Origin of the sequence: Bradyrhizobium sp. CCBAU 11361, from assembly GCF_028128935.1 — a bacterium.
GTDB lineage: Bacteria > Pseudomonadota > Alphaproteobacteria > Rhizobiales > Xanthobacteraceae > Bradyrhizobium > Bradyrhizobium niftali.
In genome coordinates, this window is sequence record NZ_LBJZ01000128.1 from 1 (window position 1) to 14,030 (window position 14,030).

Genomic DNA, 14,030 nt, shown 5'->3' on the forward strand with positions numbered 1-14,030 from the left:
AACCGTCCTCTTCAAGACGGAACGCATATTGCCGGTCTGCTCAACAGCAACAAGGTGCGGGAGACACGCCGCTTACCTAAGGACAAGGGTGAGACGACGAAGGTCGCGCTGGAAATCAAGTTCACGCGGATCGCGGTCTTTCCATCGACAAGCAGAAACGTTATCCAGCGCTCGACCTGACGATAATCCATGCGACCGAGCGCGGTAAGCCAAAGGGCCGTAAACCGACTGAGTGGAAGCTCATTACAGGCCTAGCCCTCCGCACGCGCTCCGAAGCAATCGAGAGGATTAACTGGTACGCCTTGCGAAAATCGAGGTGTTCTACAAGATCCTGATTGGACTGTGAGGGCTTCTGACCACAAGTCTCAACAGCCCGTCACGCCTGCCCGCGCGGATGCTCGGGCATACGTTTGAACTCCTGGGACAAATCAGCCGATACTGTGAGAGTTAAACGCATCCGCTACGTACGATCGACCTTCATGCCTTTTGACGATCTGAAGGTAGCTTCCTTTGCTTTGCTAGTTCCGCTTCGGACAGCATCTTGGTACCGATGATGCCGTCCTTCGCAAGCTGTGCAATTTCGCGGTCCGACAGCCCGAGAATCCCTGACAGAATTTCTCGGTTGTGTTCACCGAGAGTTGGCGCCGGTATCCGCACCGGGTAGGGCCCTGCGGCTTCACGTATTGGCATAGATGGCTGCGGGTGCGAGCCAATGAAAGCGCGTTCGACTTGCTGCAGAAATCCGCGCGACGTTAGATGCCGATCCTTGAGCAGATCAATCGGCAGACGGGCCACGCCGGCCGCAACTCTAACTGCCTGCAACTCAGACATAGCCTGGTCAGCATTGCGACTGAGTGTCCACGCTTCGATGCCTTTCTCGATCAGATCCTCTATCGCACGGCGACCATCTGCAGATTTGAGCGAGGCGTCCATGGCCCAGTCTGGGCGATCAATAAGGATAGCAAGCCTCCGCCACATGTCTTCGTCGGTCGCGGCCACTACGATCCAGTTGTCTTCACCCGCACACCTGAAACAGCCATGCGGAACGAAGTGCGGATGCCGATTGCCATATTTGGGCGGTGGCATGCCCCCGATCGAATAGATCGTGATCCACGGCGCCGCAAACGGCATCATGCATTCGACCTGCGCAAGATCGATGAACTGCCCCTGCCCGGTATTGCGGGCATGAATCAGCGCAACCAGAACTGCCGCGCAACCGTTTAATCCGCCGACAGAATCCCCGAAGGCGATATGACCCATCAACGGCGGCCCATCGGCAGCTCCGATGACGCTTGGCAATCCCGACGCCTGCTCGAGAGTCGAGCCGTAGGCGCGACAATTGCGATAGGCGCTGTTCACACCAAAGGCAGACATGGACATCATGACGAGCCGCGGATTTAATGTTCTGATCACGTCATAACCAAGCCCGAGCTTCGGCAGTACGTCGACTGAGTAGTTTGCGATCATAATATCGGCTCCTGCTAAGAGTCGTTTGGCCAACGCAAGTCCCTGCGGCTGCGTCAGGTCGAGTGTGACGCCACGCTTATTGCGATTCATGATGCAGAATTCCGGCGTCTTTTCGTACATTTGATTGTCAATGTAAGCAGGACGCCGGTCCACGCCTCGCCACCAATCCGGGTACTGGATGGCCTCAATCTTGATGACGTCGGCCCCGAGATCTGCCAGGGTACGGGTACACAATGGGCCCGCCCAGCCCATCGAAAAGTCGATGACGCGAATCCCGTGCAATGGAAGCGCGCCGACTTCGACGCCGTCCAACGACGCTGATCGTGGTGCTCGGATATTCGCCAGAGGCTGCCGCTCGGCAAGCGTCGGCACTTTGCCGCCCCAGCGTGGCGGCGTCCTTGTTAACCGCTGCATCGAACCGGGCGTCAGTCCCTCCTCTCCGCCAAGCTGGATGGGCACGATCGCGCCGCGCGCCTTCTTCTCCTCGTCCTCGAGCAGATCAGAAATCTCGGGCACCGGCACGATCGGGATCTGGCGCTTCAATCCCTCCGCGAACCACTCCTGCGCGGTTCGCGTATTTAGCCTTGGCATGAACTGCCGTTCGATCCGTTCCAGCTGTTGCAGACGATCGGCACCGGTAACTAGCGCAGGATCGTCGCGCAATTCAACGAGCCCGAGCATGTCGCAGAATGCGCGCCACTGTGCGAGCGTCACTGTGGTAACACCGAGCCAACCTTCTCGGGTTTTGTAAATGCCGACTGGAAAAGTAGGCCAGAAGCGATTAATACCAAGTCGGTGTGTCCTACCGCCGCGCCCGAACGACTCGAACATTTGGTACTCGCTGAGGGTGAGAGTCGACTCAAAAATACTGAGCGACCACGATCGCCCCGCCGCCTTCTGTAATCGCTGAACCACCGAGGATGCCGTGGCGATGAAGCCCCACAAACCGGCGAGGATACCTGTCTGGAAATCTGGTGCATACAATGGCGGACCCGCGACTGGTCCGACTAGCTTGATGAGCCCAGCAAGCGCCCGAACCGTCGCGTCCGTTGCGACAAATTCAGCATAAGGTCCCGCGCGACCGAACCAGCTCATATCGAGGTAGATCAATCCAGGCCGTCGTCGCCGGATTGCGGCGACATCAATTGAGGGGCACTCCGCGGGATCAATATCGCGGCCATCGACAAGAATGTCGGCCTCCTCAATCAGTGCCGTGACCCGGGCGACCGAGTCCGGATCGGCGCGGTCAACCATGATGCTTGACTTGTTAAAGTTCAAGAATGCGAACCACGCGCTGCGGCCAGCAGGCGTTAGTGGCGCTTTGCGACGAAGTGGATCGCCCGTCGGGGGCTCGACCTTCTGGACGTCGGCGCCGAAATCGGCGAACAACCGTGCACAATAGCTGGTGGCCGGCGAGCTACCGATCTCAACGATGCGCAATTGCGATAACACTTCCATCGAACGCTCCATCTTCAGTGATATTAATGCTCTTACACACCTGGAACGGGCCTAGTCGTCGGGCGCGTCCCTAGCCGCAACGCACTGCCACTCGGCTGCACGATGCTCATGGATCGATACTCCGATTGCTTTATTACTAGGCATCGATACATGGACGATTGCTGGCAAGACAGAGAGGGTACAAGAGGACCAGCTGCCTTTAGCCATTGTCTCGTGTTGCGGGAGGTGGTGCGAAGGGCGCTTGCGCGCGGACAGGTCCGGAACATCTGACAAACTTGGGGTGGGGCAGTAGCCACTAAGCTCCCATAATCGCCGAGCTGAGCTTCCTGCCGATACTGCCGTATGCGACCGGGGCCCCTCCATCGCTGTCGCCTTACAAGAAAGCTAACATACCAACCGAGCGACGGGACCAGAGCTTCGGTGGTGCTCAGGACTGCCATGTTGTCGCCTGCCCACCGGCGAGGCCCTTGTACGCATACTCCAAGAGCTCTGAGGGACGATTGATTGCGCCGGCAAATTTGTTTGCGTTGCAGTCGGCGCCTAATGGCCAGAAAAGGGCTGCTGTGATTGGCGCGGATATATCTAGCAAGGCCCCCTTCAGCAACACTAACAACACTCGTTCGTTGGCAAAGCTGTGATTCCTTGACATAGGCCGCTTTCTGCCAGGCTCGGGAAGGTCCATTTCCGATGGATCAGAAAAAAATCATCTAACTGACCTCACTGCCGCGGTCTGCTCTCAAAATTGGTGGAGCTTACAGCTCCCGCCGGAATGAGGAAAAGCGGCGAGGTTCACGGAAGAATTCCGAGATCTCAGGAGCAAAATGCAAGCCGAATTCGGCCGACCCCGAGCGTCTCACGACGTAAGGCCATGTAAGGCTCTGGAAACGAGCACGGGAAAGCCAATACGTCGGGATGAGATGCGACATAGGGCCATGCGCATCAAAACTAAGACAACCGAACTGATTGCATTACTGTGCACCATTTAACTTAACATCCGGCTTTGCTGGCGGTACGTGTCCTCCTTCGGCTGTTGGAAAACTCAGGATTGCTGTTGCTGACTTCGGGGTTGGTCAAAACTTGTCCATTTTCGTTCGCATTACCCGGGCCGACATTTTAAAGAGGCCGAACACCGGGGGCTGGGACCGTCCACGATGATGGCGCGCGCGGATGGCGGTAAATGCGCGCGCCCTGCTCCAGCACGCCCAGGCCAATTTTCAGACACGTCTGTGGTTTTCAGCCGTTGAACGGCTGGCTGAACATCTTGCCACTCGATTTCGGGCGGATACCCCGGTCTCGGTATTACCTATTCGTACTTCTTGAACTGGGAATCCCTCCATTTCAGAGCTTCCTTCACACCGATTTTTCGACGCAAGAGGTCGAAATCCTTATATTCTGGAGAATCGATCGCCTCGAGCAACACGCAGGTCTCAATCCCGTTCGCGGTTGCCGCACGGAAACCCATAATATCGTAGGTCTGGTTAATAGCCCTTTTGTTCCCCTGCAGGCACGCCATGGCAATCAGCGACATGCGTTTGGCTAAATTCATGGTCTCTATCCGAAGGCGGTCCTTCGGAAACACCCTGTTCACAAGGCCCATCTCCTTCGCCTCATTCGCGGCTATCATGTCACCGGTATATATTAGTTCGCGGCAGCGCGCGCCCATGATCCATGGCATAGCGAGCGTCACGACGCCCCCGGAGAATCTGCTCTCTACTACTCCGAACTGCGAGTCCTCGGAGCAGTAGCGAATGTCGCACATTTGAGCGAACTCAAGAGCTCCAGCGAGACAATAGCCTTCAATTTGCGCGATTACGGGCTTCGAGCAGGCCCACACCGTGTAAGTGAATTCGAAGTCATCGGTGATCCGCCTGCGCCAGGCGATCGGAGACTGTCGCGGGATGTCAATTGCTTCGGTTAGATCATAGCCTGTAGAGAATGCCTTTCCGCCAGCACCGGTGACGATAATGACCCGGATATCCTCGTCCTGGTCCGCCTTGGAGATCGCATTTCTGAATTCATTCTTCATGCTTGAATTGAATGCGTTGTACCGGTCTGGATTGTTGAAGGTTATAGTGGCGACCCTTTCGTCCGTTTCATATTGCAGCAACTTGTAATCCATCTTGACTGCCTTCTTTGTGTATTGTGAGAATTCGTGGTTCTTGCGTGCCTCTCGATAGCAAACCGACGAAGCGGCGGTGGAGCGGTTGCGCCAAGGAGCGAAAAGCGTCCGATCGGACGCGTGCCATGGTTGATTTGTCCCGCAACAGCAATCCAGCTTCCTAATATCGCGGTTCTGAGAGCCACCCTCACTTGGTGTCCATGGCAGTTCCAGTTCGCTTAATCACCTCCCTGTCAGGAAACGCCCTTTTTCCGGGCCCGGCATTAGGCATTTCAGTCCGCGACGGCTTCCGGTGGCACTGCCAAGGAGATCGCACGCTTCACCGCGTGCACCGACGATATACGCCATGCTGACATGGTCGTCCTCAGACGTCGGTCTCGGATACGTTAGCAAGTCGCGTGCCGGCCAGCACGCTGGTCGACACCGCTGCGGCTTTTGGTTACAAGGCCTGTTTGCTTTGCGACACATGGCAGACTATCTGACGCGAGCATCACCGCACCTTTTCAGAGATATTCAATTTTGACCGGCAGAAGGCCGCTTCTCACCTCGCGCTTCGGGCTATTCGTAGCCGGCTCGAAGCGGCCATTTACGGCAACATTTTCGAAGTGAAGATCTATCTGCGCGAGCTAACTCGCAGGCCGCCATTCGTAGCAAACGGTTACGAACAGGCAGATGAGGGCTCAGCGTCGCTCGCGCACCAAGCCTTCCTGCACGACGGACGCCACCAGCGTGCCATCAGACTTGAAGATCAGGCCGCGCGCGAGACCGCGTCCGGCCTGCGCGCTCGGCGAATCTTTGGCATAAAGCAACCATTCATCGGCGCGGAATGGGCGGTGAAACCACATTGCGTGGTCAAGGCTTGCGGATACCATGCTCTCGTCGAACAGGGTGCGTCCATACCGCGCCATCACGGAATCGAGCAGCGATAAATCGGACGCGTAGGCTAGGGCGCACATATGAAGCGCCGGATCATTGGGTAGTTCGACGGCGGCCCTCATCCAGATGTGAATGCGGCCGTGGTCGATCTTCTCACCGAGGTAACGGCCCATCTCGACGGGGCGCAGTTCAATCGGGCGATCGGATTCGTAGTAGCGGCGGATGATTTCCGGCATCTCTGAGAAGTTCGGGTGCTTTGACACTTCTTCTATGGTAAACTTTTCAGGTGGCGGTACGTCAGGCATCGCATTTTGGTGGTTCAAAGCGCTTTGCTCCTCGGAATGCAACGAGACCATGATGGAGAGGATCAGGTCGTCGCGCTGCATTGCAGTGACGGCGCGGGTTGAATAGCTCTTGCCCTCGCGCAGGTGCTGGACCTGATAGATGATCGGTACATGTGGATCACCTGGCTGAATAAAATAGCAGTGCAGCGAGTGCGGCAGCCGGCCTCTGACCGTGCGGCATGCTGCGACTAGCGCCTGTGCGATCACTTGGCCGCCGAACACCCGTTGGCGACTTGTCTCCGGGTTCTTGCCGCGGAACAGATTTACATCCATCGGCTCGAGGTCGAGGATAGTGAAGAGGTCGATGAAGGTCATTGACGTCCCTTCGAGCTTTTGAGATTCTTACCACGCATACCGCATCGCGGCAGCCGAGTTTCAGATCGCGGAGCCGCACTCGCCAGTCCTCACACGCCGATTTAACAACCGACCAACTTTAATTGACTTCAGAGCGCATATCGCGAGCCCGCCACGGTGATCATTCACATCCTCTAGCAATTGCCGTGCCGTATGAAGCTTTCCGGCATCAGGTAATGAGCACGAATGTTACAGGAGCCCGGGGGGAGGGTTGTTCGCAACACTCACGCAAGAAGATGAGACCAGATAAATAGTAGAGACGCTTTTTGGCTGTTGTTTACCTCTGGTAATGGCGAGCTACACTCTCTTGAGCTCTCTTTCGAGAGAGGCTTCGGCTTGCTGCCGAGCTGCCTGTCCCAGTGGCTGTGTTGGAGCGCTCTCAAGCGCAGCGATGGTAAAGCGCCGGGAAAAACCGATCGAGGTGTTCATGCTACTCTTGCGACGATCGACGGGCCAACCTTCATCGGGCCCTCGTCGATATGGCCGCTGACGTTCATCAGGCCCCCATCGCATGCGGGATTGCATCATAGCCGCGCGTGGCCCGCAAAGCGCGGTCTGGCCGTATCCTGTTGACCGAACGATGGATGACGCCTGGATTGATCTTTCTGATGGGCGCGCAGGCGAGACCGCAGCACTTACGATCGCCCACGTGGTCGTTCTCGATGAAGGCGTCTACGTCCTTTTGCGAGATGAAACATGATCTCCAGCCTCTCAGGTTTGGTGATGTTGACCACGGATCGGTTAACGTGGCGGCAGAACAAGTTCATGTTGTTCTTCGGTGGTCGGGTCAGATGGCGTGAGATCAAAGAAGTTTGATGGCTGAAGCGGCAAGGCTGATATTTAGGTTTCCTACCGGTACTGACTTGCACGGCGGTAGGCTCTACACATTAACATGGGCGAGAGTCGATCTGCAGAAAGGCTTGTACGCGCACATCAGCGATAAGGCACTTGTATCGCCTCAAACGGGCAGATGGTTTTCACCGCATGCGCGGCCAGTACTCACGGACGACCTCGGAAGTTCTAGAGAGCGTTCTTCACTTTCCCAATAACAACAAAACTGCGTCTGACGGAGCGCTTCGTTCCTACGGTCTCGACCTCCTGCTTGCCGAACAAGAGAGGCCGGTTAACCAAGACTATCGAGTGCGCGACTTGGTTGTAGTCAATTTCGACTGGAGGAAAGACGCAGGCATTCGCGGCATCATTTCATCAATGTCCCTCGAAAATTGGTTTTCGCTTTTCCGCGAACGCTCTCAGCCCCTCGCGATGGTCAAGAGTCTGCCCTGTTCTGATCACGTTCTCGGCCTCATAGTCCAATGAAGCTCGGAATGTGGATATTACAGCATGATCCAAATTGTCCTTCATGCGACCGAAAGCGACCGTTGGTCCCCTCGCGAGGGAAACCGCTAGCGCAAAGGCGGCATCCGATAACTCTCCATCGGGCACCACTCGGCTAACGAGGCCTATCGCTTCGGCTCCCTGCGCGTCGATGCGTTCAGACAGGAACATTAGTTCGCGCGCACGGGTAAATCCTGCCACTTGCGTCAGCAACCAGGCGATTCCGTAATCGCCGGACAAGCCGATGCGCGCATATGCGGTGGTCAGAATCGCTGAGTGCGCGGCAACGCGGATGTCGCAGGCTAGCGCTAACGCAAGACCCGCGCCCGCTGCTGGACCGAGAATGGCCGCAACTGTTGGCTTTCTCACTGCGACCAGCGCTCCGACTAACGCCCGCTGCTCGACGCGAAAATCGGCCACGCGTTGCTCAAGGGCCTGCTCGACCTCGGTCGAATTACGATTCATGCGCTTTACGTCGGCACCTGCACAGAACGCACTCCCCGCACCGGTAATAAGAATCGCACGAACTTGCGGATCCTCAGCCAAGCATCTGATCCGCTTGCCCAACGCCGCGGCCAAGGTGCCAGTAAGGGCGTTCATCGCTTCCGGCCGATTGAGTGTGAGGATGGCAACATGCTGGCGGATTTCAGTCAACAGTTCATCTGCTCCCGAGCCAATTTCGAGTTTCTTTGACATGCTAACTGCTCCACAGTCTGACACACGTACCACTAGCGCTACGTTAATATTGCCGAGGACGACCGCGCTGAAGTCTGTCTCTTCTTTGAATGCAACTAGTTGTCATTCTCGCGCCACCGAGTTCAGTGGCGCATCACAAATTGTCAACGACGCGCGGGTTCGAAATCCGTCTTGATATAGCCGACCGCCTCTCGCACGCGATCGCAGTCACCGACGGATCGGACTAACGAATATCAGCCAGTGACGTGAGGCGGACAAAGTATGGCTCAAACCTCCCGAGATGCTCCGAGTTCGGATTCATGCGACTCGTGTCTGAATGCTTTTCCCCTTACCTCGCTTAGTACCGCAATGCCGGAATAGCAACTGCCATGCCAATGACGGTCAGGCGTCTAAGCCTCTGCGCCTTTGTTGAAGAATAGCCCACCGCCCATGCTGTGGCCGCTGTTCTAAACTCGACAGCCGTTGTGTCATTATCAGAAACCCGACAGAAGAGACCGAAAAATGCCCGGCGCTGTTCTCGCAGCAGCCCGCTAATGTCTGTCGGGGCATCTCCGGTCTGCCAGCTGCTTGGCAGCCAACCAGATAACCTCGCGCGGTAAGTTCGCGAGGCTCCCACTCCACGAGCACGAGGGCATTAGGTTGCAGCGGGCATGACGGTTTCGATGATGCGCGGCAAATGCTCCGGTCGCCGACCACGGATCGGCCCTGCGTGCGGCCGTCCTCTTCTCGCAAACTCTGGGATTGGCGCTCAATTACTTCGAGAGCCGCGACGGCTTCTTCGATGTCCCCCAGAACAAGCGTAAGCGTGCCCTTGAGAATTTTTGTACTCAGTCCTGAGAGCACCGCTAGGAGAGTCGTCTTCTGCGAGGGTGCTCACAATGGACGACCATTCTGACGACATAAGACGACCGTTGTCACCGCGTATCGAAGTGTACGCAGGCGCAGGTCGAAGGCAGTGGCCTGATGATTTGAAGGCACGGATTGTCGCGGAAAGCCTCGAGCCAGGCGCGGTTGTAACAGATATCGCCCGCCGTCATGGCTGCCGGCCCCAGCAGGTGCATGACTGGCGGCGCCGGGCGCGTTTAGGTCAATTGGTGCTGCCGGCGCCGGCAGATACACTATCGTTCGTGCCGGTGGTGCCGGAATCAGCAGCCGTTGTTACGGTCGAATTCCAGGGTGCACGAGTGGAGGTGCGGGGGGCGCCTGGCCTTGCTGTGTTGAGTGATGTGTTCATGGCACTCCGACGGACACGTTCATGCTGACACCACCCGCGAGCCTCACGATTTACGTTGCGACCCAACCTGTCAACTTCAGGAAGGGTGCGGATGGTTTGGCGCTCTTGGCGAAGGAGACGCTGGGCCATGACCCGATGAAGGGTGTGGCGGTCTTCCGTGTAAAGCGCGCCGATCGGGTGAAGATTGTCGTCTGGGATGGCAGCGGCCTTGTGATGTACTGGAAGCGGCTCGATGGCAGCGGCTTCAAATGGCCTCCCATCGTGGCCGGCGTAATGCGGATGAATGCCGCGCAGCTGTCGGCGCTTCTGGCCGGCATGGATTGGACGGGCATGCACGCGCCTCGAATCCCGCAGCCGAAAGCGCTTGCATAAGGATACAAAATCTTCGCTGCATCGGGCGCGAAGCATGGCAGACTCGGGCCCATGGGTGATTTGCCTGATGAGCTGCCGAGCGATCCAGCCGAGTTGCGTGTCTTTGCCGCCGCCTTGCTGGATCGCTGCGCCAAGCTCGAGCGGTTGCTCAAGCTTGCAAAAGATGCGCAGTTCGGTCGATCCTCGGAAAAGCTGAACGCTGATCAGCTACAGCTTGTTTTGGAGGACATCGAAGCGGCCGTCGCGGCTCTCGAAGCAGCCGAGGATCGCGCCAATCCCAGAACCTGCGAGAAGAGAACTGCCGAGCGCAGAGCCAACCGTGGTCAGCTGCCGGAGCATTTGCCGCGCATCGGCGAGACCCTGATGCCCGCTTCAACCTGTTGCCCGTGCTGCGCAGGCGTGCTTTTTGAAATTGGGAGCGATGAGAGCCAGAGGCTGGACGTTGTACCGGCGCAGTATCGCGTCATCGTCACCCGCCGGCCCAAACTGGCCTGCCGCCCCTGTCATGGCGTCGTCCTCCAGCATGCCGCGCCCGAGCGATTGATCAAGGGGGACTGCCCACCGAGCGGCTCGTCGCGCATGTGATCGACGCCAAGTATCATTGGCATTTGCCGCTTTACCGCCAGGCACAGATGCTGGCGACGCACGGTATCGCGCTCGACCGTTCCACGCTCGCCTTCTGGGTCGGCTATGCCGCCCAGGAATTGAAGCCCTTGTGGCATCGTCTGCGCGCGCTTCTGCTCACCTCCTCGAAGCTCTGTGTCGATGAGACCCAGCGCCGGTACTGGATCCGGGGCGCGGCAGGACCAAAACCGGCTACTTCTGGGCGCTCTCGCGCCATGACAGGCCTTGGGCCGGACCTGACCCACCTGGCGTTGTTTACGCCTATGCACCGGGCCGTGGGGCCGTTCATGGCTTGCGCTTGCTCGAGGGCTACCGCGGCATCATCCATTGCGATGGTTATGAGGCTTACAAGACCATGAGCCGAGAGACGCGTGCGGACGCCCTGTCCGGGACGCTCGCCTTCTGCTGGTCGCATCTGCGACGCCAATTTGTGAAGATCGAGCGCGAGGCTTCAGCGGCGCCGGCTCCGGTTGCCCGCGAGGCCCTCGAGCGCATTGCCCAGCTCTACGCGGTCGAGAAAGCACTACGTGGCCGTTCTGATGCCGAGCGCCCTGCGGGCCGACAAGCGCATGCCCGGCCTCTGGCTGCAGCCTTGAAGCTGTGGTTTGAGGCAAAGCTTGATCACCTTGCACAGAAGAGCGACACGGCGAAGGCTTTGCGCTATGCACTGCGTCACTGGGAGGGCCTGACGATCTACCTTGATGACGGGCGCATCGAAATGGACACGAATGCGGTCGAGCGTGCGATGCGGCCGATCAAGCTCAACGCCAAGAACTCCCTTTTTGCCGGTTGCGACGAAGGCGCCGAGAGTTGGGCAGTACTAGCTTCGTTAATCGAGACCTGTAAGCTCAATAGTTTCGAACACTGGCTCTCCGACGTCCTCGCGAAGCTCGTCAATGGCTGGCCTGCGGCGCGACTGGACGAACTGCTTCCCTGGGCGTCGACCTATACGATGCATGCCCACGATCCGAGATTGGCAGCATGAGCCTCAACACGACCGCAGTCCGGATCAAGGTGATCCTCAACGACGTGTGTAGAAGTTTCGACTTAATCTGACGGCAAGGTTTGAACTGGCAGGGAATGGAGCTGCGGGCGAGCAGGAGCGCTCGGGGGGGGGGGGGGGGGGGGGGGGGGGGGGGGGGGGGGGGGGGGGGGGGGGGGGGGGGGGGGGGGGGGGGGGGGGGGGGGGGGGGGGGGGGGGGGGGGGGGGGGGGGGGGGGGGGGGGGGGGGGGGGGGGGGGGGGGGGGGGGGGGGGGGGGGGGGGGGGGGGGGGGGGGGGGGGGGGGGGGGGGGGGGGGGGGGGGGGGGGGGGGGGGGGGGGGGGGGGGGGGGGGGGGGGGGGGGGGGGGGGGGGGGGGGGGGGGGGGGGGGGGGGGGGGGGGGGGGGGGGGGGGGGGGGGGGGGGGGGGGGGGGGGGGGGGGGGGGGGGGGGGGGGGGGGGGGGGGGGGGGGGGGGGGGGGGGGGGGCGTGCGGGCGGTGTGGCTGCGTCACGACCTCGCCAACGTCAAGAAGCGGCTGACGGCGCTGGAGGCCAAGATGGCCCAGGACGGCCTGGTGCTGACCGAGGCCCAGCTCGTTGCGTTGGAAAAGGCCAAATCCGAGAAGGAGGCGCACGGCGAGGGGGGGGGGGGGGGGGGGGGGGGGGGGGGGGGGGGGGGGGGGGGGGGGGGGGGGGGGGGGGGGGGGGGGGGGGGGGGGGGGGGGGGGGGGGGGGGGGGGGGGGGGGGGGGGGGGGGGGGGGGGGGGGGGGGGGGGGGGGGGGGGGGGGGGGGGGGGGGGGGGGGGGGGGGGGGGGGGGGGGGGGGGGGGGGGGGGGGGGGGGGGGGGGGGGGGGGGGGGGGGGGGGGGGGGGGGGGGGGGGGGGGGGGGGGGGGGGGGGGGGGGGGGGGGGGGGGGGGGGGGGGGGGGGGGGGGGGGGGGGGGGGGGGGGGGGGGGGGGGGGGGGGGGGGGGGGGGGGGGGGGGGGGGGGGGCGAGCGCTTCCACCGCACCGTGCTCGAGGAGTTCTATCGCGTCGTGTTCCGCAAGAAGATCTATCCGAGCATCACTGCCTTGCAGAGCGATCTCGATGAGTGGATCGCTGCCTACAATGAGGTGCGCCCGCATCAGGGGCGCTGGTGCTACGGCAAGACGCCGATGCAAACCTTGCTTGACGCAAGTGCTCTGTCGAGAGAGAAATTGTTGCCGGCTGCGTGAGGTCGGACATGAAACCTTTGTCGGACACCTGCCGCGACAAAGCCCTCACTGTCAGCTCAAGTCCCTTCTTTTACAACGACGTGAAGCCGGACGTGATGCGTCGCCTTGTCGTACCCGTCACCCTGCGCCTTGACCGCCTGCATCTGACGCTTCAGGCGGCGTTTGGCTGGACAAACAGCCACCTCTTCGAGTTCCACGCTGGCGAAGAACGTTGGGGCATCCCTGATCCAGACGGTGATTTTGGCCCCCAGCCCATCGATGCCCGCAAGGCGCGGCTCTCCGATATCGTTCGCGAGACCGGCGCCAAGACGATCCATTATCTCTATGACTTCGGCGACAGCTGGGACCATGTGATCAAGCTCGAAAAATGGTTCGACAACGCGACAACAGAGGGACTTCCCCTCTTGCTCGATGCTGCCGGCCGCTGCCCTCCGGAAGACGTCGGCGGTGCGCCAGGCTATGCCGAATACCTCGATGCCATCGGTGACCCCGCCCATCCAGAGCACGAACATATGCGCCTCTGGGGCCCGGAGCGGTTCGATCCCAACGTCGTCGACGGGAAGGCGCTCGAAGCCGCCGTCAACGCGTTGTCCGACACATGGAAACCGCGGCGACGCGCCATGCGAACAAAATAGGCGTCAAGCGCCACTCAAAAGGGCCGCAGGGCTACGCTTACGTCCAATCCATGCCGGCCAGAAGTGCTGACAGCTGGGCCGCATTCATCCGCATCACGTCGGCCAGGATGGGAGGCCATTTGAAGCTACTTCAATCAACCCTTTTTCAGTACATCACAAGGCCACTGCCATCCCAGACGACAATCTTCACCCGATCGGCGCCCTTCGCCCGGAACACCATCGCCGCGCCCTTCATCGGGTCATGGCGCAGCGTCCCCTTCGCCAGCAGCGCCAAGCCCTCCGCACCCTTCCTGAAGTTGACAGGTTGCGTCGCTACATA

Annotated in this window: 8 protein-coding genes and 5 pseudogenes; 7 read left to right on the forward strand and 6 right to left on the reverse strand. The window is 60.2% G+C overall.

Annotated elements, in window-relative coordinates; translation table 11 throughout:
- Positions 1 to 180: pseudogene (locus tag XI08_RS10955) on the forward strand (hypothetical protein); the annotation flags it as partial.
- Between the two features lie 297 nt (positions 181 to 477).
- On the opposite strand, the gene XI08_RS10960 reads toward XI08_RS10955, so the two are convergent.
- From XI08_RS10960 to XI08_RS10980, 5 genes and pseudogenes are all read right to left on the reverse strand, one after another.
- Positions 478 to 2,925: a CaiB/BaiF CoA-transferase family protein gene (locus XI08_RS10960; RefSeq protein ID WP_271574405.1), complete on the reverse strand. Its 2,448-nt coding sequence runs from the start codon at positions 2,923 to 2,925 to the stop codon at positions 478 to 480.
- A gap of 1,303 nt (positions 2,926 to 4,228) precedes the next feature.
- Positions 4,229 to 5,044: an enoyl-CoA hydratase/isomerase family protein gene (locus XI08_RS10965; RefSeq protein ID WP_271574406.1), complete on the reverse strand. Its 816-nt coding sequence runs from the start codon at positions 5,042 to 5,044 to the stop codon at positions 4,229 to 4,231.
- Positions 5,045 to 5,724: 680 nt separating this feature from the next.
- Positions 5,725 to 6,579 carry an acyl-CoA thioesterase II gene (gene tesB, locus XI08_RS10970; RefSeq protein WP_271574407.1) on the reverse strand — a complete coding sequence of 285 codons (855 nt, stop codon included), beginning with the start codon at positions 6,577 to 6,579 and terminating at the stop codon, positions 5,725 to 5,727.
- A 1,245-nt stretch (positions 6,580 to 7,824) separates the two neighbouring features.
- Positions 7,825 to 8,649 (reverse strand): enoyl-CoA hydratase-related protein, encoded by an 825-nt coding sequence (locus XI08_RS10975; RefSeq protein WP_271574408.1) that lies wholly within the window; start codon positions 8,647 to 8,649, stop codon positions 7,825 to 7,827.
- Positions 8,650 to 9,286: 637 nt separating this feature from the next.
- Positions 9,287 to 9,453 (reverse strand): annotated as a pseudogene (locus XI08_RS10980) (IS66 family transposase); the annotation flags it as partial.
- A 95-nt stretch (positions 9,454 to 9,548) separates the two neighbouring features.
- On the opposite strand from XI08_RS10980, the gene tnpA reads away from it, so the two are divergent.
- The 6 genes and pseudogenes from tnpA to XI08_RS11010 all read left to right on the forward strand — a co-directional run bounded on the left by tnpA (position 9,549) and on the right by XI08_RS11010 (position 13,711).
- Positions 9,549 to 9,911: an IS66-like element accessory protein TnpA gene (gene tnpA, locus XI08_RS45980; protein WP_442869798.1), complete on the forward strand. Its 363-nt coding sequence runs from the start codon at positions 9,549 to 9,551 to the stop codon at positions 9,909 to 9,911.
- Entirely contained in the window at positions 9,905 to 10,255 is a 351-nt protein-coding gene (gene tnpB, locus XI08_RS10990; protein ID WP_271574409.1) for an IS66 family insertion sequence element accessory protein TnpB, read from the forward strand. The genes tnpA and tnpB (XI08_RS10990) overlap by 7 nt, the downstream gene beginning before the upstream one ends.
- A gap of 51 nt (positions 10,256 to 10,306) precedes the next feature.
- Positions 10,307 to 11,864, forward strand: a pseudogene (tnpC, locus tag XI08_RS10995) (IS66 family transposase).
- A 475-nt stretch (positions 11,865 to 12,339) separates the two neighbouring features.
- Positions 12,340 to 12,501, forward strand: a pseudogene (locus XI08_RS11000) (IS481 family transposase); the annotation flags it as partial.
- Between the two features lie 353 nt (positions 12,502 to 12,854).
- Positions 12,855 to 13,076, forward strand: a pseudogene (locus XI08_RS11005) (integrase core domain-containing protein); the annotation flags it as partial.
- Between the two features lie 8 nt (positions 13,077 to 13,084).
- A complete protein-coding gene (locus XI08_RS11010) occupies positions 13,085 to 13,711 on the forward strand; it encodes a plasmid pRiA4b ORF-3 family protein (RefSeq protein WP_271574410.1) in 627 nt (208 codons plus the stop codon).
- Positions 13,712 to 13,856: 145 nt separating this feature from the next.
- Here XI08_RS11010 and tnpB (XI08_RS46240) read toward each other — a convergent pair.
- The coding region (gene tnpB, locus XI08_RS46240; RefSeq protein WP_442869799.1) for an IS66 family insertion sequence element accessory protein TnpB at positions 13,857 to 14,030 on the reverse strand (174 nt) is incomplete at its 5' end.